The sequence below is a fragment of the Pantoea sp. CFCC18179 genome, from assembly GCF_059412405.1.
Window position 1 is genome coordinate 865,115 of the sequence record NZ_JBNBPM010000001.1, and the last position, 21,977, is coordinate 887,091.

Consider the following 21,977-nt stretch of genomic DNA (forward strand, 5'->3'; position numbering starts at 1 on the left):
GCCAATAACCAGAGGAAAAAATTGCGAGGGAATACACGAAAATAGCCAAAGGCTGCCGAAGGGGGATTTCGGCAGCGGAGAGAGATTAGCGTAAGCCGAGCTGGAAAATCATGGTTTCGGCCTGGCAGGAAAAGGTGAAATCGATGTTCAAACGCACCGCATCACCTTCTGGCTTGATTTCACTGCGAATGTCGCACGGTTCGGACTCAACCTGACGCGCTCTTTCTGTAAGGTGCGCCAGCATCGCATCAGCCGCGTGACGATCAACCAGCACGCCAGACCAATTTGCGGTGCAATCGCTGTTATCGATCACGCTACCTACATCGACACAGCAGCAAGCTGCCGTTTCGTTCGCACTACATTTATTAATGGCATCAGTCATGGTTTTCTCCTGACGATAATTAAACACATTCGGATCATTTTCTGCCGCAAAGTGTACGCGTGGCGCGATTTCACATCTATCTTCTTGCTGCTAAGTGACGAATATCACAATAAAAATTGATCCAGAACAAAATTGACCGCTATGCTGATGTCGAACCGTCTGGTTTTTGTTAAGCAGATCTGATTTTATCGATCAAATCAGAAATATTTAAAAAACAATATTGCAACAAATACACAGGTCGGACCTATACTCGTCGCACTGGTCTGATATGTGGTTTTGCCGTCAGTCCCTACAATTCGCCGCTCTTTGTTACGCGACGTAACAAGTTAAATAATAAATCTAGATGAGGTTGTGGTCATGAACCATAAAAACCTGTTTGCAAAGTCAGCTGTGGCAGCTGCAGTAACGCTCGTCTGTTCCCACGTTTACGCCGCCGGCTTTCAACTTAATGAATTCTCAGCAATTGGTTTAGGTCGTGCTTATTCCGGGGAAGGCGCAATGGGCGATACCGCCGCTTCCGCCAGCCGTAACCCTGCAACCATGGCGTTGATGGATCGTCCTTCCTTCTCCATCGGCGCGGTTTATATTGATCCCGACGTGAATATCAGCGGCCAAAGTCAGTCTGGCCGCAGCCTCGATGCAAAAAACATTGCGCCAAACCAATGGATTCCGAATATCCATTACGTGCAGCCCATCAATGACCAATGGTGGGTTGGCGCTTCCGTCACCTCAAATTATGGTTTGGCGACTGAATTTAACAACGGCTACACCGCGGGCGGTTACGGCGGCAAAACCGACCTGATGACGGGTAATTTTAACATCAGCACTGCTTATCGACTGAACGAGAACTTCAGCTTCGGTATCGGTTTTGATGCGGTTTACGCCAAAGCAAAAATTGAGCGCTATGCCGGTGAATCTGGCGCAGCGCTGGGCATTCCAGCGGATACCCAAATCGCTCACCTAAAAGGTGATAAATGGGGCTACGGCTGGAACGCGGGCATCTTGTATGAAGTGGATAAAAATAACCGCTTCGGCTTCACCTATCGTTCTGAAGTGAAAGTCGACTTTGATGGCGATTACAAAAGCAATCTGCCTACTTACGTGAACTCGCTGCCGCAGGCGCAGATGATGGGCTTGCCTTACGGCACCAGCGGTTCGACCATTCCAGGCTCTCTGACGCTGAATCTGCCGGAGATGTGGGAACTGTCTGGTTACCACAAAGTCGCGCCACAATGGGCGGTGCACTACAGCCTGGCGTACACCAGCTGGAGCCAATTCCAGGAGTTGAAAGCTACTGGCAGCAACGGTCAAACGCTATTCTATAAAGACGAAGGCTATCACGACGCCTATCGTATCGCGTTGGGTACCTCTTACTTCTACGATGACAATTGGACCTTCCGTACCGGTATCGCCTTTGATGACAGCCCGGTTCCGGCTGACAAGCGCTCTATCTCCATCCCGGATCAGGATCGTCTGTGGTTGAGCGCCGGTGCTTCCTACGCGTTTAACGAAGATGCGTCGGTGGACTTAGGTGTTTCTTATATGCACGGCCAGAAAGTTACCGTGAAAGAAGGCCCGTATACCTTTAACTCTGAAGGTAAAGCCTGGCTGTACGGCGCGAACTTTAACTACAAGTTCTGATGGCTTGATAGCAATGAAAACGGCGACAGTGATGTCGCCGTTTTTTATTGCCTGCGATTAACCGCGCGCGGGAGCGAGGTCTTTCACATCCGCGGGCTGTTCGCCCATCTGCAAATGCAGGCGCTTTCCTTTATAAGGCGTATGACGTTCGACCACTTCCATATTCAATTCAACGCCCAATCCCGGCTCATTAGATGGAATGATGTAGCCATCTTCCCATTGAATCGGACGCTTAAGAATTTCGGCGTGGAAACCATCCCAACAGCCAATGCTCTCCTGAATCAGGAAGTTTGGCGTGCACGCCGCCAACTGAATGCTGGCCGCCGCGCCAATTGGCCCGTTATACAGATGCGGCGCGATTTGCGCGTAATGCACTTCCGCCAGCGCAGCGATTTTCCTGGATTCCAGCAAACCACCGACCCGCGCCACATTCATTTGCAGAATGCTGGCGGCTCCGGCTTGCAGCAATTGATGGAATTCGTATTTGGTGGTCAGACGTTCACCTGCCGCAATCGGAATCGACGTGCTGCGCGCCACCTGCCCCATCGCTTCCGGTTGGCCAGGCGGCACCGGTTCTTCAAACCAAAGCGGATCGTACTTCTCCAGCCGCTTCGCCAGGCGAATGGCGGATGACGGCACCATTTGTCCGTGGGTGCCAAACAACAGATCGGCTTTGCTGCCCACCGCTTCCCGGATGCGTTTGCAGAACAGCTCGCAGCGATCCAATACTTCAACAGAGAGTTGATGCCCGGAGTACGCAGTGTAAGGACCCGCGGGATCAAATTTCACCGCCGTGAAGCCTTTGCGCACGTTTTCTGCCGCACATTCCGCCGCCAGATCCGCATCGTCATAATCGTATTCACCACGGCGATTAACCGGATAAAGATAGGTATAAGAGCGCAGACGCGGCTGCACTAAACCGCCCAACAATTGATAAACCGGCTGATTCGCCGCTTTACCGACAATATCCCAACAGGCCATTTCTAACCCGCTCACCACGCCCATCATGGTGAGATCGGGGCGCTGAGTGAAGCCGCTGGAGTAGCACTGGCGGAACAGACGTTCGGTGTGATGCGGGTCCTGATTCAGTAAGTAGCGCTCAAACACATCGTTGATGATTGGCACCATCGCATCAGGATGAAAAGTGGCAGCGTAAATTTCGCCCACGCCTTCAATACCATCGTCGGTCTTCAATTTGACGAACAACCAGTACATGCCACCCAGATGCGGAGGCGGGACAGCAACGACATGCGTTTCCAGTGAGATAACTTTCATTGGGCTTCCTTATTTACGATTAAAACGAACATGCAAACGCCAGGCACCAAAGGCACCGCACAAAGTAATCATTACGATATAGCTGAAGAACAGCCGATAGCCGGTGGCGCCAGGGAAATGTTGGGTGAGATAGCCGCTGAGCAATGGCAAATAGATATCCGGCGAATAACCAATGACCGAAACCAAGCCAATCGCTAAACCGGTGCAATGCGGCGGGATGTCGCAGCGATCAAGCAGCGCCCAGTACAGGCCGCGCACCGCATAGGCGAACATCCCCACTAAAAGCACAAACGCAATCAAGGCGATGTGCGGAATGCCGTTGGGCAGTAGGATCAAGCCGCTGACACCCAGCGCGCCGCACACCAATACGCCGCACAGCACGCCAGCGCGGGAAAACTTATCCGCCAGCCAGCCGCCGCCGATGCCGCCAATTGGTCGCATCCACATTTTGCCGGCAGTAATAAACGCCGCCAGCGCTGCCGGTACACCGTATTCGGAGGTGCGTAAGTAAGCGGAGAAATTGTAGGTTGACCAGAAGAGTTGATATCCACAAAACACCACGCTGGCCAATAGCCACAGGTTGGGCTTACTGGCGAGGGTTTTCAAATCCAGCCATAAATTACTGTTACGCGCGGCCACACGATCCTGATTTTGTGCGCTGGCGGGATCGCGAATAAACGCCAGAATCACCGACAGGGTCACGCACAACGTGGCGTACATCAGGATGACGTGACGAAAACCTTTCAGTTCCAGATCCTGCGCGGCGTACCAACCAAACAAAGCCACCGCCACCGTTGCCAGCGACGCTTCCACCATGCCGCGGCCGCCATCCAGAATCCCGAAGAAGCGACCTCGTTCATTGGATTGCGCAATGCTGCCGACGCGTTTGATCACTGCCGACCAGAAGGTTAATCCGGTGGATAATCCCCAACAGCCAAATATCACCAACAGCCAATGAAACGCAGGCTGACTGGCATAGAAGAAGCCCAACAAACCGGTGGTGAACAGTGAAAAACAGATCAGAATGCGCGGTGCCACGCGGTCGGCTAGCCAGCCGCTTGGTAGATAACACAGCACAAACACCGTGCCGAGCGTTGAGTAAAGTTGACCCAGTTGCAGATCGTTGATGCCGAAATACGCCACCATGGTCGGTTGGTAATACTGGCGTAAATAGAGCAGCGGATAGATAGTGCCCGCCGCTAAAACTACTAGCGCCAACTGGTACCAACGTTGGCGCGTGCTGAGAGTACTAACCGGTGTTTCAACTGCAGATATGGCCGAATTTGGTGCGGATGAAGTGCTGTCTGTCATGGTTTTTCCTTGCTCACAGAAGAAGTAAACCGCTGTTTTATTTCTTCTAAACTTAACCAGATGACAAATGCACAGCTAGCGACAATGTTAATTTTGTTAAGGATTTGTGAGATTAAACAGTTCTAAGCCTAACAATGAGATTAGGGCCAAAAATTACCGTGAGGGGGTTCTAAATCTCGGATTGGAAATTTAACTTAAGTATTAAGGGAGGGGAAAACGAGGAAATGTCTGACAGCCGCAGATATTCGGTCACCATAAATCGCACGGCACGATTCTGTCGTAGGGTCGCCATTTATGGCGACCACGAATAATGGGCAAAAAAATGGCGGCCTTATGGGCCGCCATCTTGCTGATCAATATTGTTTACTGTGAATCGATATCTTTGAGATCGTCCTGAATCGCGCTGGCATTCGGGTTCTCTTCCGGCTTCAACTTACCGCCGCTGGCGATAAAGTCATGACGCTGGAAGTACGCATTGCGAATGAAGGCATAGGGATCTTGTTGCTGACGCAAAATGGCATCGGAATCCAGCAATTGCGCGCGGGTTTCCACACCTTCCAGCGTCCACTTACCGATCGACATTGGCCAGGTCAGCCAGCTTAACACCGGATAAAGCGTATCGACGAAGTCACCGCCATCTTCACGAATGGTGAAGCTGCCATAACCCGGTAATTCCAGATACGGGCCGTAACCCACGCCGTAACGTCCCAACGTGCTGCCAAAGTGGTGCGGCACTTCACGCGCCAATTCAGGATTGGCTTTACCGGCCACATCAATAAATCCACCCAGCCCTAACACTGTGTTTAGGAAGAAGCGCGTAAAGTGGACACCAGCACGACGAGGTTCACCCACCAAAATGGCGTTGACCATGCTGGCCGGCTCATCAAGGTTACTGAGGAAATTACTGGTTCCGCTGCGCACCGGCACTGGCACGTAATCGCGCCAGGCCACCGCTACCGGACGAACCACATAAGGATCCAGCACGTTGTAGTTGAAGTTAAACATCGTGCGGTTAAAGCCTTCCAACGGATCGCTACGCTGAGCAGGTTCCGTGGTATCAGCCGGTTTTGAGCTCGCGCAGCCCACCAGCAGTAAACTGGCTAAGGCTAAACCGGTTAGGCGGTTATTCATTATTCTCTCCCTGTGCGGATCAGTAATGTATCGCTTCAGGGCTGCTGTTGATTAATTTCCACAGCCAGTTGCGGATGACCATCCCAGGGAGTGATGACGCTCAAACCAAACCAGTCGCCAGACTGGGGATTGGCACTGCCATCGCGCGAAATGCGCACCCTGACTTGCACCTGATGCTGCGCCGAAAGCAGGCGATCGGGCATCATGGCATTGCTGTCATCCAGCGTAAGCGATAACGGGAAGTGACTGAGCGGTAAACGCTTCACAGCCACAGGCACCGGTGAAACACCGTCAGACACAGAAATATACATGACTCCGCCTTGCGGTAACATTTTTTCTGCCTGCGGAGCCAGGCTCACGGTCAGTGCCAGGTTGCTATTTTGCTGTCCCGCGTCGGTTTTCGCTTGTTCAATGCTGCGTTCGATCATAGTAATACGACGATCGCCCGCCGGTAACAATTTCAACATCACCTGCCAGGCACCAATCGCTTCATTATATTGCTGCTGCTCGAAGGCGTTAAACGCTAACAAACTCAGCGTACGCACATCGCTGTGATCGCGCTTCAACAACTCTTTCAACATCACATTGGCTTGGCGATTATCTTGCGGATCGCTGGAGCGCGTCAGCACTTCTGCATAATCCTGCTGCAATTCCAGATTATCCGGCGCCAGTTGCAGCGCATGTTCAAACGCCTGGCTGGCATCGGTGGCGTTGTTCAGCACCATACCGAGACGCCCTAACATCGCCCAATCATTGAGATTGGCTGAGTCATGCTGCAACGAACTGCGCAGGCCTAACTGCAAACGCGCCAGCTCTTCCATGGTCAGCGGCTGGGCTTTAGGATCCATTACGCGCGCGCGCAGAATAGGATACTCCTGCTGCACGCTAATAAAGGCAGTTTGCTGCGCCAGACCGCCAGTTTTCAGATACATGCCAAGCGAAACCACCAGCAGAATGATCACGCCCGGCAGCAACACCCAGCGGCTGCTGTGATGAATGCTGGCAGCGTCCTGCTTGGGGACGTCAGTTAACAGCGTTTGTTGCAGTTCGCGCACCATTTCTGGTCGTTCAGCAACCACGCCCTCTTCTTCATCACGCTCCAGTTCGCGTAAACGCTGCTGGTAAAAATCAGTGTTGAGACGATCGCGATCGCCGGTTGTCGCTTCACGTTGACGCCAGCCGGCGCGCAGAAACAGCGCAATCGCCGCCAGCAATAAAACAATTAAGGTAATCCAGAATCCAGTCATTACGGCTTCCCGTCACGCTTGAGTAACGCCGCAAGGCGCTGTTGTTCATCGTCGTCCAATCCGCTGCGGGTTTTGCCACGGCGATTACGCAGGATAATAATCAGCGCCCCCAGCACTACAAACAGCGCCGGACCAACCCACAGAATCAAGGTAGATGGCGTCACGGGCGGTTCATAAGTGACGAAGTTACCGTAACGCGCCACCATGTAGTCGATGATCTGCTGGCGATTTTCGCCCTGCTTCATTAGCTCATAGACTTTGAGGCGCATATCCGCGGCGATCATCGCGTTGGAATCCGCAATGCTGTTGTTTTGGCATTTCGGGCAGCGTAAGGAACCGGTGAGTTCACGGTATTGTTCTTCCTGCTGCACCGAGTCGAATTGATAAGTATCGATCGCCGCCCACAGGCTGGTACTAAGCAGAATGCCGGCTAACAGTAGAAGCAGCTGTTTCACGCGCCCGCCTCCTTGTTGTACTTATCCCACAGCGGTTTAACTTCTTCGAGCCAGACGCGGTCATTCATGTCGCCCGCGTGGCGATAGCGAATAATGCCTTTACCATCGATCAGGAAGGTTTCAGGTGCGCCGTAAACGCCCAGATCCAAACCGAGCATGCCGTCGCCGTCATACAGACTCAGCGCGTAAGGATTGCCAAGCGTGTTCAGCCAGGTCACCGCTTTGGTGCGATCGTCTTTGTAATTCAGCCCAACCACGCGAATGCCTTTTTCCGCCAGCGTGTTGAGATATTGATGCTCAGCGCGACAGGTCGGACACCAGGTAGCCCACACGTTCAGCAGGATCGGTTTGCCATCGGTCAAAACCTGCTGATCGTAGACTTTGCCCGGTTGATCCAGCGATTCGAGTTTAAACACCGGCACCGACTTGCCGATCAAGGCTGATTCAAGCCGCGTAGGATCATCACCATTAGCGTTACGCGACAGCTGCCACAACAGCGCCGCCGCCAGCAGCAGGAACAGAACTAACGGGATAAACAGGATTTTTTTGTTCATGCCAGCTCCTCGCGCTCAGCTTTTTTACGCGAGCGATAGCGCGGATCGAACAGGCAGAACAGGCCGCCCACCGCCATAAACACGCCGCCGTACCAGATCCAACGTACAAACGGTTTGTAGTAGATGCGCACAGCCCACGAACCGTCTTCCAACTCTTCGCCCAGCGCCGCATACAGATCACGCGTAAAGCCACCGCTGATCGCCGCTTCGGTCATCATGGTGCGCGCTGCTGAGTAGAAGCGTTTTTCCGCCTGCATCACCGCTTCCGGTTTGCCGTTGCGTGTTACTTCGATAATCGCTTCGCCACCGCTGTAGTTCGGGCCTTGCAGATTACGCACGCCGTGGAAGGTGAAGTGATAATTGTGGATGTCAACGGTATCGCCGGCTTTCATGCGCACATCACGTTCAACGCTATATTGGGTGCTAAACGCGATACCCACCACCGTAACCGCTACACCAAGATGACCTAAAACCATGCCCCAATGGCTACGCGACAAATGGCGCAAACCTTTCAAGAACGAGTGGCGATGGGTTGCACGTTCGTGCAGTTCCATCAGCGTCAACATGATCACCCAGATTGACATCAGTAGGCCGATCACCGTCATCGCTTCAATGCGATCCTGCAATAACCACGGCAAGGCAATCGACAGAATCAGTGTCACCAATAGAGCCACGCCCAAACGCTTCCACAGTTTCTGCGGCTCATCACGACGCCAGCGTACCAGCGGACCAATGCCGAGCATCAGGGCAAACGGCGCCATCAGCCAGGTGAACATAGTATTAAAGAACGGTTCGCCGACCGAGATACTGCCTAAGCCCAGCTGTTTGTGCACCAGCGGCAGCAAGGTACCGAGCAATACCACCAGCATTGCGGCAATCAACAACACGTTGTTGCCGAGCAGGAATGATTCGCGCGACCAGGCTTCGCTCTGCACGCGGCTGCGCACCTGGCCGCCTTTTAACGCATACAGCAGCAACGAACTACCAATCACGATCACCAGGAAGGCAAGGATGAACATGCCGCGCGCCGGATCGGAAGCGAATGAGTGCACCGAGACCAGCACGCCGGAGCGCACCAAAAATGTGCCCAGCAAGCTGAGCGAGAACGCAGTAATCGCCAGCAACACGGTCCACGACTTGAAGCTGCCGCGTTTTTCAGTGACCGCCAGCGAGTGCATTAACGCGGTGCCCGCCAGCCACGGCATAAAGGAGGCGTTCTCGACCGGATCCCAGAACCACCAGCCGCCCCAGCCGAGTTCGTAGTAGGCCCACGCTGAACCAAGCACGATGCCGATAGTCAGGAACACCCAGGCTGCGGTGGTCCACGGACGTGACCAGCGTGCCCACGCGGTATCGAGGCGACCCGCCATCAGCGAAGCAATAGCAAAGGCAAACGCCACCGAGAAACCCACATAACCCATGTACAACAACGGCGGATGGAAGATCAGCCCGATATCTTGCAGCATCGGATTAAGATCGCGACCATCAATCGGGAAGTTCGGCAAGGTGCGGGTAAACGGGTTCGAAGTGAGGATGATAAACAGCAGGAAGCCGAGGTTAATCATGCCCATCACCGCCAGCACGCGTGCTAACGCATCCTGCGGCATACCGCGACTGAAGATCGCTACCGCTAACGTCCAGGTGCTGAGCAACAGAACCCATAACAGTAGCGAACCTTCGTGCGCGCCCCACGTAGCCGCAACGCGATAGTACACTGGCAGCAGCGTATTGGAGTTGGTGGCGACGTAGCCGACGGTGAAATCGTTAACGACAAAGGCATACACTAAAATCAGGAAAGAGGCCGCGACGCAGAAGAACATGCCCCACGTCAACGGACGTGCCAGCGCCATCAAACGGGCATCCTGACGCGCCGCGCCCCACAGTGGATAAACACTCAACAGCAGCGCCAGTGCCAGCGCCAGACAAAGTAAGAAACTGCCAATTTCCGGCATCATGATTGCGCACCTGCCTGCTGATAGGCCGCCGCAGGTCCGGTGTGATTCTTCTTCATGGCATCTTCGATTTCAGGCGGCGTGTATTTCTCGTCATGCTTCGCCAGCACTTCTTTGGCATTCACCAGGTTGCCATCTTCCAGCACACCTTGCGCGACGACACCCTGCCCTTCACGGAACAGGTCCGGCAGAATGCCTTCATAGCTAACGCTGACCACGCCATTGGCGTCATACAGTTTGAAGGACACGGCGAGCGTTTTCGGATCGCGTTTCACGCTGCCCGGCATCACCATACCGCCAATACGCAAGCGTTGGCCCGGCTCCGGCTTCTGGTGATCTTCACCTTTGCCATACAGAATTTCACTTGGCGTATAAAACAGGTCGATGTTGGAACGCAGCGCGTACATCACCAGCGAGGTTGCCAGGCCAAGCCCAATCAACACCGCTACCGCGACATACAGGCGGTTACGACGACGGATATTCACACGGATTCTCCTGCTGCTTCATCGGCAGCTTTTTTCGATTTAGCCGCGCGAATGCGGCGCTCCCTGGATTGTCGCTGGCGAATCTCGGCCAGCAAACGGCGGCGGAACAGCACGGTGTGCAGCACCAGCCCGAATAACGGAATCATGGTGAGGATGACAGCCAGCCAAACGTAAAAGGCATAGCCGCCCATGGCGAAGAAGTCGCTCCACGAAGCAAAAGCGGGTGTCATGATTTGCGTCCTCCCTGCGCGACATCAATCGCCCACGGACGATGGCGCTCGCTAAACAGAATCAGGTTACGCAGGCGCATTAGGGTCAACGCACCAAACACCAGCAAATAACCAAGAATCGACCAACGCAGCGGCGTGCGCATGCTCGGATCGATGGCCTGTTGCAGAATGCCCGACGATCCCTGATGCAGCGTGTTCCACCACTGTACCGAGAAGTGAATGATTGGCAGATTGACTACGCCCACCAGAATCAGAATCCCAGCGGCACGGCCAGCGGTGCGACGATCTTCAAACGAGTGATACAGCGCGATGACGCCCATATAGAGAAACAGCAGCACCAGTTCAGAGGTTAAGCGCGCATCCCAAATCCACCAGGTTCCCCACATCGGTTTACCCCAGGCGGAACCAGTAACCAGCGCGATAAAGGTGAACACCGCGCCAATTGGTGCCATCGCCGCCGAGACCAGGTCGGCCATTTTCATCTGCCACACCAGGCCGATAAATGCCGCGATCGCCATTGAGGCATAAACGCCCATTGACCACATCGCCGCTGGCACGTGAATGTACATGATTCGGAAGCTGTTGCCCTGTTGGTAATCTGCCGGTGCAAAGCCGAAGCCCCACACCCAACCGAGTAACAACGTGCCAACACCTAACACCGCGAACCAGGGGATCAAGCGACCGCATAGCTGGTAAAGCCGCTCAGGCTTCGCCCACTGGTGTAACCATTTCCACATTTGCTTAGCTCACAATAAAAAAGAATTCAGGATTCGGTCGCTCTGAGGCGACACGAATTAATGCAGACTGATACGTAAAGCCGCTGCGGTGGCAAACGGCGACAGCGTGGCGCTGACAACCAACATCGCGCCGAGAATCGCCAGATAACCACCGATCGGCAATCCCATCCCCGCAGCATCAATCGCTGCGCTGGCAAAAATGAGCACCGGTATCGACAACGGCAATACCAGCAAACTTAATAACACGCCGCCGCGCCGCAATCCGACGGTTAAGCCGGTGCCAATCGCGCCGAGAAAACTCAAGGTTGGCGTGCCGAGTAATAAGGTCAGCGCCATGGCGCGCCAGCCAGCAAAATCCAGTGACAGTAATAACGCTGCCAGCGGAGAGAGCAAAATCAGCGGCAAACCGGTAATCAGCCAGTGAGCAATCACTTTGCCCAACACGGTGACAGGCAGCGGCGTTGGCAACAAAAGTAGTTGCTCAAGCGAACCATCCAGAAAATCGTCACGAAATAGTCGTTCCAGCGCCAATAATGACGCCAATAACGCGGCAACCCACGCCACGCCCGGCGCAATGCGCGCCAACTGCTGTGGCTCTGGCCCGATACCTAATGGAAACAGCGTGATAACAATCAGGAAAAACCACAGCGGATTGATCACTTCCGCGCCGCTGCGAAAGGCAATTTTTAATTCGCGCTGAATAACCCGGCCTAGCATCAAGCCCACTCCGAAGTAAGACGAATTTTACGCACACGCGCCGTGTTATCGGGCAGGTCCTGATGCGTGGTGAGAATCACTGATCCACCGTTATCGGCATGCGCAGCGAATCGCGCCATTAATTTTTCAACGCCACCTTTATCAATCGCGGTTAACGGCTCGTCGAGGATCCACACTGACGACGGGCTGAGCCACAGTCGCGCCAGTGCAACACGTCGCTGTTGTCCTGCTGAGAGTTGCGCGACGGGCACTTCTTCAAATCCCAGCAAATCAACTTGCTCAAGTGCATTAAAAATGGCGTCTTCATTGCGGTCGCCGTGCCAGAAATGCAAATTCTCTAACGGTGAGAGTACCGATTTCACGCCCGGATGATGGCCAAGATAAAGCAGGTTTTGTTGCCATATTTCGCGCTGCTGGCGAATCGGTTGCGTTTGCCACAGCACCTCGCCCTCTTCTGCGCGGCTTAAACCCGCTAGCAAGCGCAGTAGCGAGGTCTTTCCAGCACCGTTTGGCCCTTCAAATTGAACGATGTCACCCGGTTGCACCCGGAAGCTCAATCCATGAAACAGAATTCGCTCATCACGAACGCATGAGAGATTAATGACTTCGAGCATAGAAGGGAGAATCACCGCAATGAATGAGGCGGGGATAATACCACATTGAATCTGTGGGCCGAAGTCTGTGAACTGGCTCCCACTTACCCCAAATGGGGTAATCATGCGCATCAGATCAAAGAATTGCTCAAAAAAACACCTTGGTTAAAATTTCGTTACTCTTAATTTGAATCCTGGTAACAAATTGCCCTTGCTAAAACCAGCTACGCTTATTACGCATTGGCATTATCACCCGAGGAAAACATGAAACAATCGCCATCGATTTCAAACAGTGACAACGATGTAGAGAGTGATGAAAAGGAACAAGGTAAGGAGATCGAAGTGGATGAAGATGCCCTGCCCTCGCGTGCTGCCGCCATTCATGAAGAGATTCGCCAGGACGGTGAAAAAGAGTTAGAACGCGACGGCATGGCGCTGTTGTGGTCTGCGGTTGCCGCCGGATTATCGATGGGCGCATCGCTGATGGCGAAAGGCATTTTTCAGGTCCATTTGGAGGGTGTGCCCGGCGCATTTTTACTTGAGAATCTCGGCTATACCTTTGGCTTTGTTATCGTGATTATGGCGCGCCAGCAGTTGTTTACCGAAAATACCGTCACGGCTGTATTGCCGGTGATGCACAAACCGACTGGCAGCAATTTTATGCTGCTGCTGCGTTTATGGAGTGTGGTGCTTGCCGGTAACTTAATTGGTACTGCGCTTGGCGCGTTAGCCTTTAATTACATGCCGATTTTCGATGATGCAACACGACAGGCTTTTACCGCTATCAGCGAAAAAGTGATGGTGAACACACCGAGCGAAATGTTTGCTAATGCGGTGATATCTGGCTGGATTATCGCCACTATGGTGTGGATGTTTCCTTATGCTGGGGCCGCCAAAATCGTGGTGATTGTGATGATGACCTGGCTGGTGGCACTGGGCGATCTGGCCCATATCGTGGTGGGTTCCGTGGAAGTGCTGTATCTGGTGTTTGCAGGTACCTTGCCGTGGTATGAATTTTTCTGGCCGTTCGCGCTGCCAACGTTACTGGGCAATATCACCGGCGGAACATTGATTTTCGCCCTGATTAGCCATGCACAGATTCGCAACGATATGAGCGAAGCGGCGAAAGCCAAAGCACGTGCGGAACAGAAACGCAAAGAGAAGCAGATGAAATGATGGCGCTATATTGCTGATAGATTGAGCAAACAACCTGTGCATAGTTAAAATCAGCTCGGTGATGCGCTATACTGCGCGCCCGGCGTCTCCTTAGTTAAATGGATATAACGAGCCCCTCCTAAGGGCTAGTTGCAGGTTCGATTCCTGCAGGGGACACCATTCGTAGCGCCCTCCCTCAAAACAACCAGCTTGCCAAAGCCAGAGTTATCCCCGCAGTACTCATCATTCCGCCGACAATCCATTTTGTTTGCTTGCCCAACTCGTGATGAATTTTGCAGATATCCTGATGGATTTTACCGATTTCCTGATAAAGATCGCTCTTGGTCACGTAGTTTGTTTTGATGATTGCCACATCGGTTTTCAAAAGAGCGACATCCGTTGTTAACGTCCCCACATCTGTTTTCAGCAATGATATGTCGCCTTTCATCACATCCATTACCGCTTCCAATTTAGAAACGCGTGTTTCCATTTTCTCTCCTTGAAACGTTGTTATTTAGAACAGCCAGCGCGCCAAAGCCAATGTTAAACCGGCGGTACTCATCATCCCGACCACGATCCATTTGGTTTGCTTGCCCAACTCTTGATGGATTTTGCCAAACTCAAGGTGAAGATCGCTTTTAGTCACATAGTTAGACTTGATGAGCGCCACATCAATTTTTAACAGCGCGATATCCGTTTTCATTTCATCAATGTCGGCTTCAACCTTCGACAGACGTAATTCCATTTATCTTTCCTCTGCGATTCATCATTAAAACAGCCAACGCGCAAAAGCTAACGTCAACCCAGCCGTACTCATCAGGCCAGCAACAATCCATTTAGTTTGCTGGTGAATTGCCTGATGCAAGTCGCCCTTAGTGACATAATTTGACTTAATGATCGCTACATCGGTTTTCAACAGGGCGATATCCGTCTTCATTTCATCAATGTCGGTTTCGACCTTTGACATACGTATTTCCATGTTACGCACTCCAGTAAGTTTCCATTGTAATCAATGTAATAGATTTATTTTTCTTGCTGGCATCATACCGAACGCGGGATAAAAATCTCGCGATTAATCCATTGGGGGAAGAGAAATGAGAAACGTGTTCAGAAAAATATCGAGGAGTTTGCAGCGGATTACATGAATTTTGGTGGCAGCGTGCAATTAACCTTGTGCTTGTCGCCAGGCCGATGGCGTGGCGCCATGCATTTGACGGAAGCGATTACTGAAATGGCTTGAAGAGTGGAAACCACAGCGCAGCGCGATTTCTGTCAGTGGTAATTGGCTAAATTTAAGCAGCTGCAACGCCGCATCCATCCGACGGCGCATAACATATTGGTGCGGCGCTTCGCCCACGCTACTACGGAACATGCGCGCAAAGTGGTATTCACTTAACGCAGCTTCGGCGGCTAATTGCGCCAGCGTTAAAGGTTGATCTAACTGCGCATCGATATAAGCCATCACCCGCCGCAATACCACTGGCGCAAGACCGCCGCGCACCTGTGGCGCTTGCCATTGCACCTCGCTGTAACGCTGCAATAAATGGGTCATCAACAAGGTGGAAGCACTGCTCAACATCAGCTGGTTGGCGGGTTGCTGCCAATCGGTACTTAACAGGAAATGGCGGTAAAGCTGGGTGATGCGATCGTCATCGGCAAAGATCTTTTCATGCAGATTGAGCTGCGAGGGGCTGCGATCCCAGATTTGTTCGCCCAAATGACGCAGATGTTCATCGGTGCAATACAGATGCACAAACGACAAATCGGAACGGATATCCCAAACCGATTCCACGCCGCCCGGCATCAAGCAGAAGCGATCCGGTCCACCGCCATTACGCCAGCCATGTTGGGTTTTATGCCAGGTTTCATAGCCGTCGGCGGTGTACAAACTCAACGTGTGATGATTACTAAGATTGGTAACGCGATCGCCGCTGTTGAACCACGATGCCAGCTTAATGCCGCTCGACAGTTGAACACTGTCGCGCAATTGCGCCTTGTGGCGCTGAAGCATATTAAACGTCTGGTAATCGGTCATGGTTCGCTATCACTCACAGTTCATAAGCGCACAGTGTACGGATCTCAGCGGACAGAAAACAGGCCATAAGCAGCCACAAGAATAAAAAGCGCAAGATTTTGCAATTGCCGCGCAAAAAGGTGCAAGCCGCTCTTCCTGTTTCACGCCACACTGCGAGCCAGTTATTGCCGGAGAGCGCGCTATGAATATGATGTTGTACCTTGCCGTGGTTGTGATTTGGGGCACCACGTGGATTGCCATCTTTTTACAACAGGAAGCGGCCGACACGCCGGTTTTGGTGGCGGTGTTTTGGCGCTTTTTACTGGCGTCGTTGGTGATGCTGGTGATTCTGAAGCTGTTGCGCCGTCTGCGAACGCTGGATAAGCGCGATCACCTGTTTTGCATGCTGCAAGGTTGCTGTGTTTTCGGCTTCAACTTTGTCTGCTTCTATCATGCGGCGGCGTGGATCAGCAGCGGATTGGAGTCGGTGATCTTTTCGATGGCAGTACTATATAACGCGCTAAATAGCTGGATTTTCTTCCGTCAACGCCCTTCCTTCCGCTTGCTGCCCGCTGCGGTGCTGGGCCTCGGAGGCATTGTCGCGCTGTTCTGGCATGACATTATGGCAGCCGATCCCGCACCACAATTGTTGTGGGGCATGGGGCTGAGCGCGCTCGGTACGTTGGGCTTCTCCTTCGGCAACATGATTTCCATGCGCCATCAACGTCGCCAACGCGATGTGTTGACCACCAACAGCTACGCCATGTTTTATGGCGCAATGGTGATGGCAGCATTAGCGCTGATCAATGGCGATTCGTTGGCACCCGCGCTGAATTTCCAATGGATGGGCGCAATGAGTTATCTGGCGATTTTTGGTTCAGTGCTGGGATTTGGTGCCTATTTCACGCTGGTGGGCCGTATTGGTGCCAGTCAGGCGGCATACAGCACCTTGCTATTCCCGCTGGTGGCGCTGACGCTCTCGACCTTGTATGAAGGCTATCACTGGCACAGCAATGCGATTGTCGGGTTGGTGATGATTCTGGCAGGCAACATGGTGATGTTTGTGCGCTGGCCGGCGATGGGACGTTTGCGTCCGGCCTAAATAACGAGAGCGGGCATTGCGCCCGCTCTTATGTTCCTCTAGCGCCAGCCCTGAACGCCGATATTGAGCTGGTGAGGTTTAGTTATGGCTTTTCTGGCAATCCAGTAAAGCAGGACGCGTTCATCATCTTTGTCGCGGTCGGCCATTGCCAGTAATTTCAGCGACAACGTGGATTTGTTCACTGGTTGATGCTCATCGCTTAACTCGATCACCGCCTGACCGATAATGCAGCAAACCTCATCCTCGCTTGACGCGGATTCATATGCTCGGTCTATCATATTTCCTCCTCTTGAATGAACTCTAAGCCTGGCAAACTTCCCCAGCTTTGCAGGCAATATCCGCCGATCGATACAACTGGTTACACATGCTTACCCACTGCAACCGCTACGGTTAAAATGACATTAGCCTTGTCATCGTTATGTCATTCATACCCGTATCGCTGCATTTCATTCCCTCGCTCGGTCCATTCACGCCGTGGTTCAACCCGCGCGCGCGATAGCCACTTATCATCAGCCCAGATTCCGCTTTCTCGAGTGAGAGATAAAAATGAAAACAGCAACCGATGCGAATATCCAACGAACCCGCATGCTTACCCTTATCGGCACCATCATCACCCAGTTTGCGCTGGGTTCCGTCTATACGTGGAGCCTGTTTAACGGCCCATTAGCCCATAAACTGGATGCACCCATCAGCGAAGTGGCCTTCTCGTTTGGTTTACTCAGCCTCGGTTTAGCCATCGCTTCGTCGCTGGCCGGCAAGTTGCAGGAACGCTTTGGCGTGCGCAATGTCACCATCGGCGCGGGTGTTTTGATGGCGGTGGGATTCTGGCTCACCGCGCATGCCGATAATTTAATGATGCTGTATCTCAGCGCCGGTATTTTGGTGGGACTGGCGGATGGCGCGGGCTATCTGATGACGCTATCCAACTGCGTGAAATGGTTCCCGGAACGCAAAGGGTTGATTTCGGCCTGTTCAATTGGCGCTTACGGATTGGGTAGCCTTGGCTTTAAATTTATCTGCGGCGCGCTGCTGACGTCACAAGGTCTGGAAAACACCTTCGTGATTTGGGGCGTGATCGCCATGAGCATGATCATTGTCGGCGCGTTACTGATGCGTGATGCGCCCCTGCAGAAAACCAGCGACAATGCGCAGCGCGGAGCCAAAGATTACACCTTGGCGGAGTCAGTGCGTTTGCCGCAGTATTGGATGCTGGCGCTGATGTTCCTGACTGCCTGCATGAGCGGTTTGTACGTGATTGGTGTGGCGAAAGATATCGGCGAAGGTATGGTGCATCTCAGCACACAAACCGCAGCCAACGCCGTAACCGTGATTGCGATTGCCAACCTCAGCGGACGCCTGATTCTTGGCGTACTGTCGGACAAAATGGCGCGCATCCGAGTGATCACCGTAGCGCAAATTGTTTCGCTGATTGGTATGAGCATTCTGCTGTTCACGCACATGAATGAAACCAGCTTCTTCCTGTCATTGGCCTGCGTGGCATTCAGTTTTGGCGGCACCATCACCGTGTTCCCTTCATTGGTTAGCGACTTCTTCGGACTAAACAATTTGACCAAAAACTACGGGTTGATTTACCTCGGCTTTGGTATCGGTAGCGTACTGGGTTCGTTAGTGGCCTCGGCGTTTGGTGGCTTCACCGTTACCTTCAGCCTGATTATGACCTTGCTGGTGATCTCGCTGTTGCTGTCGCTCAGTATCCGTGTGCCAAATCGCCAATCCGTATCAGAATCTTTGCTGCATAATTAATCTCAATGGATGCCGCTTTTATTGGCGGCATCCGTTTTCTCCATAATTCATCCACAATAAGCGGTTTATTGAGAACCACTATTATTAAGCCTTGCCTTTCGGAGTAATCGCGCTATTATTATCAGGCATTCAGCTTATTCCGATTGGATTATTTACTGCCCCGCCATTTTTAGCATTTAATTGACACATTCCGAAATAGAACCAGAAATAACTCTACATTTCCTGCATCTTCACTCCACTTTTCCGCTGTAATCTGGCTCCATTGGAAAAGAGGAGGACTCTCCATGAAAAAGTTAATTAAGGTTGCATCGGTGGTTGCCATCATGACGATGTTGAGCGGCTGTATTATCGACCACGATCACGGTCGCGGCCCAGGTTGGGGACATCATGGCGGTGGCGGCTGGCATCACGGGTACGGCGGCCATGGTAGACACTGGTAATTGGGCAAAGAATATACACAGCATATAACAAGAAAATAATGAAAATAAAAAGGGCGGGAATTTATCCCGCCCTATTTTTTAACTTTTTACTGCGTAATTACATTGATACCAGGCTTTCTTTAAACCAGGCAAATTACTGTTTTGCGCTGGCAGTGATTCCACCTTATCAAATCCACGTTGACTGCAATAATTCGCTAGGTCGATTTCCAGCGCATCTTTATTCAAGGTGTGCGGATCATAACGATACTGCACGGTATTTGAGCTGGTATCTTCATCTACTCGTTCAAATCCTGGTTTGCTGACGCTACAACCCGCCAACATAAAAAGCGCTAGCGCGCTAATAAGCATTTTTTTCATTAGGGTGTCCTCTCAAGCGTCGCAGTCTAAAATGCAACGCCGCGCCTATCTATAGGAATAAAGCGCGAAATGTCTGCTTAAAGCAAAGTTTTTGCCAATCAAATCGATAAAACCAAACGGCTATACTTATCACTTGGGCAATGCGATTCTGTGTACAGACAAAACGAAGTCTGCACCACACCAGGTGATACTGATAATAAAGAGATACTGATAGTGACCTTCATGCCCGCGCTGAGCGGGCTTTTTTTTGCCCGCTAACCGGTAAGGCTGACCATCTTACGTAAAAGATTGGCCGCTTGTTTGGCAGGCAATGCGAGAATACCGCTGTAGAGATCAATCGACATCGCGCACATCGCACCGCGATCAACCGCCGTGTCGGCGGGCATATTCAATTGCTGAAGCTTATCGCCCCACTTGCCATACAAGGTTTCCACTACATGTTGCAGATCACGCTGCGCAGCGGCCTGATCTAGCGGTTGCTCATTACCGGTGCTCTGTTGTAGCAAGGTTTCGAGCGCTTGCGCATCGCGCTGATTCATTTCTGGTGACAGCACCTGTTGCAAATTGACGCCTCCGTTGACCTGCGGATAAAGGAAACGGAAACAGCGCTGTGGTTCCTGCTGTTGCAGCGCCTGCATCTCATCTACCGACACCCGAATGTAATTGAGGATCGCCTCATCAGAGGCGCGTGCTAGGCGTTGATTCACCAAATCCATCAGCCAACCGCGCATATCACCCAGCGCCTGATCGGCTGGTACACCCGCAAGCCGCTTATGCAGCAGTTCACGATTGAGCAACTGCCACAGCGCGGGTTCCTGAATTTTCAATAAACGATAACCGGGCGCGAGGCTGAGCTGGGTTGAGACTTCACTCGCCAGCGCTTGCCGTTCCTGGCGCGGATGCAGCCAGCTGAACCACAACAGATTCGCCAGCAGCAGCGGTAACAGGAATAGCAGCACACCTTGCCACCCGCGCAGCGAGGTAGAACGCACCAGCAAAATAATGATGATCGCCAGCAGCGCAAACGCCGCTAGCGTAATAGGAAAAAGCGAGAGCATCGAACGGGGTTAATCCTTACGTACGTCAATCAAAACCGGGCAATTGGCGCGCTCAATCACTGCGGCGCTGACAGAACCTTTCAACAAGCGATTAAATGGCGACAAATGACGGCGTCCCATGATGATCATCGTAGCGTTCAGCAGGTTCGACTGCGCCACAATGGTTTCCGCCGCTTCACCCGCCAGAATCAACCCTTTCGCCGCAATGCCTGCTCGCAGCAGCGGTGCCAGCGCATGTCGCACCACCATTTCGGCGGTGTTTTGCTCATCTTTGGCGGCAACAAAATCATCCGGATCTTCACCGGCATCAATCTCAATCGGTTGATTGCACGAGGAGTACGCCGGATCAACGCAGCATAACACCGTAACTTGCGCCTGATGCGCCAGCGCTTGTTCAATGGTCAGCGCAATCACTTTTTCCGCCACCGGAGAATTATCGATGGCCATCAGTAAGGTTTTCATCAGTTGGTTATCCTTCCACAGCGGTCATTTTGCCAATTTCACCAATCAAGGCGTCTTTGCACTTCAAAATTTCGGTGCGATACAGCGCTTCCTGTTTATGAAAACGCGCCGTGGGCACCAATAAAGAGATAGAGAAACGACCAAACAGCGTGTCGATGGCCACCGCCATGGTCGAGATCCCTTCCAGCGTTTCGCCACGATCAATCGCCAAACCGCTGACACGCACTTCTGCGATCAGTTGCAGCAGCTGCGGCAGCGTTTTCACCGTCATTTCGGTCAGCTCTTTGTAAGCCTCGCCGACCATCACGCGTACATCTTCATCGCTTTCCAGCGCCAGTAACGCGCGACCGCCAGACGTGCTGTAGAGCGGCAGATTCAACCCGATACGCGGCACCACACGCAGTTCGCGCGACGCCACCACGTAATGCACGATTGCCAACTGCGTGCCGTGCGCACGCGCTAGCGATACAGTTTCATTGATATCTGCGGAGAGTTGTTCGAGGAACGGACGCACGATTTCCACCACATCGCTGTGTACGCTGGAAATCAGCTTGAGCAGCGCTGGACCGAGACGTAAACCGCCCGCGCCACTGCTGCGCACCAGTTGCGCGCTATCCAACGCAGCGATGATGCGCTGCACCGTAGATCTCGGCAGATCAACCACTTGCGCAATTTCACCCAAACTCATGCCGCCGGGATGTTCACCCAGCGCATTCAGAATTTTTGCCGCACGCGCGATGACTTGAATGCCACCCGCCTTTTCATCCTCACGGCTTGAGGGGAGTTCAACCATGATGCGTTCCTTTTTGGCCTGCCCTACTTTAACGCGAATAATCGCACTTTTACACCCTGTATCACATTGCAATACATCATACCGATAGGTAAGATGCCACCTGTATCACATCGCAATACACT

Annotated in this window: 27 protein-coding genes and 1 tRNA gene; 6 read left to right on the forward strand and 22 right to left on the reverse strand. The window is 52.6% G+C overall.

Features of this window, described 5'->3' with window-relative positions; translation table 11 throughout:
• Positions 1-85: 85 nt before the first annotated feature.
• Positions 86-382 (reverse strand): YfcZ/YiiS family protein, encoded by a 297-nt coding sequence (locus ACPUC7_RS04015; protein ID WP_494921845.1) that lies wholly within the window; start codon positions 380-382, stop codon positions 86-88.
• Positions 383-739: 357 nt separating this feature from the next.
• Between ACPUC7_RS04015 and fadL the strand changes: the two genes are divergently transcribed.
• Positions 740-2,023, forward strand: a complete 1,284-nt coding sequence (gene fadL, locus ACPUC7_RS04020; protein WP_494921846.1) for a long-chain fatty acid transporter FadL — start codon at positions 740-742, stop codon at positions 2,021-2,023.
• Positions 2,024-2,080: 57 nt separating this feature from the next.
• Here the strand turns inward: fadL and ACPUC7_RS04025 are convergent, their stop codons facing one another.
• The 12 genes from ACPUC7_RS04025 to ccmA all read right to left on the reverse strand — a co-directional run bounded on the left by ACPUC7_RS04025 (position 2,081) and on the right by ccmA (position 12,731).
• A complete protein-coding gene (locus ACPUC7_RS04025; RefSeq protein WP_494921847.1) occupies positions 2,081-3,298 on the reverse strand; it encodes a mandelate racemase/muconate lactonizing enzyme family protein in 1,218 nt (405 codons plus the stop codon).
• A 9-nt stretch (positions 3,299-3,307) separates the two neighbouring features.
• Entirely contained in the window at positions 3,308-4,609 is a 1,302-nt protein-coding gene (locus ACPUC7_RS04030) for an MFS transporter (protein ID WP_494921848.1), read from the reverse strand.
• A 363-nt stretch (positions 4,610-4,972) separates the two neighbouring features.
• Entirely contained in the window at positions 4,973-5,740 is a 768-nt protein-coding gene (gene mlaA / locus ACPUC7_RS04035) for a phospholipid-binding lipoprotein MlaA (protein WP_494921849.1), read from the reverse strand.
• A gap of 35 nt (positions 5,741-5,775) precedes the next feature.
• A complete protein-coding gene (gene ccmI, locus ACPUC7_RS04040) occupies positions 5,776-6,987 on the reverse strand; it encodes a c-type cytochrome biogenesis protein CcmI (protein WP_494921850.1) in 1,212 nt (403 codons plus the stop codon).
• Positions 6,987-7,442 carry a cytochrome c-type biogenesis protein gene (locus tag ACPUC7_RS04045; protein WP_494921851.1) on the reverse strand — a complete coding sequence of 152 codons (456 nt, stop codon included), beginning with the start codon at positions 7,440-7,442 and terminating at the stop codon, positions 6,987-6,989. The genes ccmI and ACPUC7_RS04045 overlap by 1 nt, the downstream gene beginning before the upstream one ends.
• Positions 7,439-7,996: a DsbE family thiol:disulfide interchange protein gene (locus ACPUC7_RS04050; protein ID WP_494921852.1), complete on the reverse strand. Its 558-nt coding sequence runs from the start codon at positions 7,994-7,996 to the stop codon at positions 7,439-7,441. Before ACPUC7_RS04050 ends, ACPUC7_RS04045 begins: the two co-directional genes overlap by 4 nt.
• Positions 7,993-9,951: a heme lyase CcmF/NrfE family subunit gene (locus ACPUC7_RS04055; protein ID WP_494921853.1), complete on the reverse strand. Its 1,959-nt coding sequence runs from the start codon at positions 9,949-9,951 to the stop codon at positions 7,993-7,995. The genes ACPUC7_RS04050 and ACPUC7_RS04055 overlap by 4 nt, the downstream gene beginning before the upstream one ends.
• Positions 9,948-10,433: a cytochrome c maturation protein CcmE gene (ccmE, locus tag ACPUC7_RS04060; protein ID WP_494921854.1), complete on the reverse strand. Its 486-nt coding sequence runs from the start codon at positions 10,431-10,433 to the stop codon at positions 9,948-9,950. The genes ACPUC7_RS04055 and ccmE overlap by 4 nt, the downstream gene beginning before the upstream one ends.
• The gene (ccmD, locus tag ACPUC7_RS04065; RefSeq protein WP_494921855.1) at positions 10,430-10,663 is read right to left on the reverse strand and encodes a heme exporter protein CcmD; all 234 of its coding nucleotides are present in this window, start codon (positions 10,661-10,663) and stop codon (positions 10,430-10,432) included. Before ccmD ends, ccmE begins: the two co-directional genes overlap by 4 nt.
• Positions 10,660-11,400 (reverse strand): heme ABC transporter permease, encoded by a 741-nt coding sequence (locus ACPUC7_RS04070; protein ID WP_494921856.1) that lies wholly within the window; start codon positions 11,398-11,400, stop codon positions 10,660-10,662. The genes ccmD and ACPUC7_RS04070 overlap by 4 nt, the downstream gene beginning before the upstream one ends.
• Before the next feature lie 57 nt (positions 11,401-11,457).
• The gene (ccmB, locus tag ACPUC7_RS04075) at positions 11,458-12,117 is read right to left on the reverse strand and encodes a heme exporter protein CcmB (protein ID WP_343553335.1); all 660 of its coding nucleotides are present in this window, start codon (positions 12,115-12,117) and stop codon (positions 11,458-11,460) included.
• A complete protein-coding gene (gene ccmA / locus ACPUC7_RS04080; RefSeq protein WP_494921857.1) occupies positions 12,117-12,731 on the reverse strand; it encodes a cytochrome c biogenesis heme-transporting ATPase CcmA in 615 nt (204 codons plus the stop codon). Before ccmA ends, ccmB begins: the two co-directional genes overlap by 1 nt.
• Before the next feature lie 243 nt (positions 12,732-12,974).
• On the opposite strand from ccmA, the gene ACPUC7_RS04085 reads away from it, so the two are divergent.
• Entirely contained in the window at positions 12,975-13,886 is a 912-nt protein-coding gene (locus ACPUC7_RS04085) for a formate/nitrite transporter family protein (protein ID WP_494921858.1), read from the forward strand.
• 84 nt (positions 13,887-13,970) lie between these two features.
• Positions 13,971-14,045, forward strand: a tRNA-Arg gene (locus ACPUC7_RS04090).
• A gap of 16 nt (positions 14,046-14,061) precedes the next feature.
• Here ACPUC7_RS04090 and ACPUC7_RS04095 read toward each other — a convergent pair.
• From ACPUC7_RS04095 to ACPUC7_RS04110, 4 genes are all read right to left on the reverse strand, one after another.
• Positions 14,062-14,355, reverse strand: coding sequence for a hypothetical protein (locus ACPUC7_RS04095; RefSeq protein ID WP_494921859.1), 294 nt, complete (start codon positions 14,353-14,355; stop codon positions 14,062-14,064).
• Between the two features lie 24 nt (positions 14,356-14,379).
• Complete coding sequence (locus ACPUC7_RS04100; RefSeq protein ID WP_494921860.1) at positions 14,380-14,610, reverse strand: hypothetical protein; 231 nt, start codon at positions 14,608-14,610, stop codon at positions 14,380-14,382.
• Positions 14,611-14,634: 24 nt separating this feature from the next.
• The gene (locus tag ACPUC7_RS04105; protein WP_494921861.1) at positions 14,635-14,832 is read right to left on the reverse strand and encodes a hypothetical protein; all 198 of its coding nucleotides are present in this window, start codon (positions 14,830-14,832) and stop codon (positions 14,635-14,637) included.
• A 198-nt stretch (positions 14,833-15,030) separates the two neighbouring features.
• Positions 15,031-15,900, reverse strand: a complete 870-nt coding sequence (locus tag ACPUC7_RS04110; RefSeq protein ID WP_494921862.1) for an AraC family transcriptional regulator — start codon at positions 15,898-15,900, stop codon at positions 15,031-15,033.
• A gap of 181 nt (positions 15,901-16,081) precedes the next feature.
• Here ACPUC7_RS04110 and ACPUC7_RS04115 point away from each other — a divergent pair, with 181 nt between their 5' ends.
• Positions 16,082-16,981, forward strand: a complete 900-nt coding sequence (locus ACPUC7_RS04115) for a DMT family transporter (protein WP_494921863.1) — start codon at positions 16,082-16,084, stop codon at positions 16,979-16,981.
• A gap of 38 nt (positions 16,982-17,019) precedes the next feature.
• On the opposite strand, the gene ACPUC7_RS04120 is transcribed toward ACPUC7_RS04115, so the two are convergent.
• Positions 17,020-17,259, reverse strand: a complete 240-nt coding sequence (locus tag ACPUC7_RS04120; RefSeq protein WP_343553342.1) for a hypothetical protein — start codon at positions 17,257-17,259, stop codon at positions 17,020-17,022.
• Between the two features lie 268 nt (positions 17,260-17,527).
• Between ACPUC7_RS04120 and ACPUC7_RS04125 the strand changes: the two genes are divergently transcribed.
• Both ACPUC7_RS04125 and ACPUC7_RS04130 read left to right on the forward strand, forming a co-directional pair.
• Positions 17,528-18,745: an L-lactate MFS transporter gene (locus tag ACPUC7_RS04125; protein WP_494921864.1), complete on the forward strand. Its 1,218-nt coding sequence runs from the start codon at positions 17,528-17,530 to the stop codon at positions 18,743-18,745.
• 284 nt (positions 18,746-19,029) lie between these two features.
• Positions 19,030-19,185 carry a hypothetical protein gene (locus ACPUC7_RS04130; protein ID WP_494921865.1) on the forward strand — a complete coding sequence of 52 codons (156 nt, stop codon included), beginning with the start codon at positions 19,030-19,032 and terminating at the stop codon, positions 19,183-19,185.
• 78 nt (positions 19,186-19,263) lie between these two features.
• Here the strand turns inward: ACPUC7_RS04130 and ACPUC7_RS04135 are convergent, their stop codons facing one another.
• The 4 genes from ACPUC7_RS04135 to ACPUC7_RS04150 all read right to left on the reverse strand — a co-directional run bounded on the left by ACPUC7_RS04135 (position 19,264) and on the right by ACPUC7_RS04150 (position 21,855).
• Positions 19,264-19,542, reverse strand: a complete 279-nt coding sequence (locus ACPUC7_RS04135; RefSeq protein ID WP_494921866.1) for a membrane lipoprotein lipid attachment site-containing protein — start codon at positions 19,540-19,542, stop codon at positions 19,264-19,266.
• Positions 19,543-19,796: 254 nt separating this feature from the next.
• Positions 19,797-20,600, reverse strand: a complete 804-nt coding sequence (locus ACPUC7_RS04140) for a hypothetical protein (RefSeq protein ID WP_494921867.1) — start codon at positions 20,598-20,600, stop codon at positions 19,797-19,799.
• 9 nt (positions 20,601-20,609) lie between these two features.
• Positions 20,610-21,062 carry a universal stress protein gene (locus ACPUC7_RS04145; RefSeq protein ID WP_494921868.1) on the reverse strand — a complete coding sequence of 151 codons (453 nt, stop codon included), beginning with the start codon at positions 21,060-21,062 and terminating at the stop codon, positions 20,610-20,612.
• A 7-nt stretch (positions 21,063-21,069) separates the two neighbouring features.
• Complete coding sequence (locus ACPUC7_RS04150; protein WP_343553348.1) at positions 21,070-21,855, reverse strand: IclR family transcriptional regulator; 786 nt, start codon at positions 21,853-21,855, stop codon at positions 21,070-21,072.
• Between the last annotated feature and the right edge of the window lie 122 nt (positions 21,856-21,977).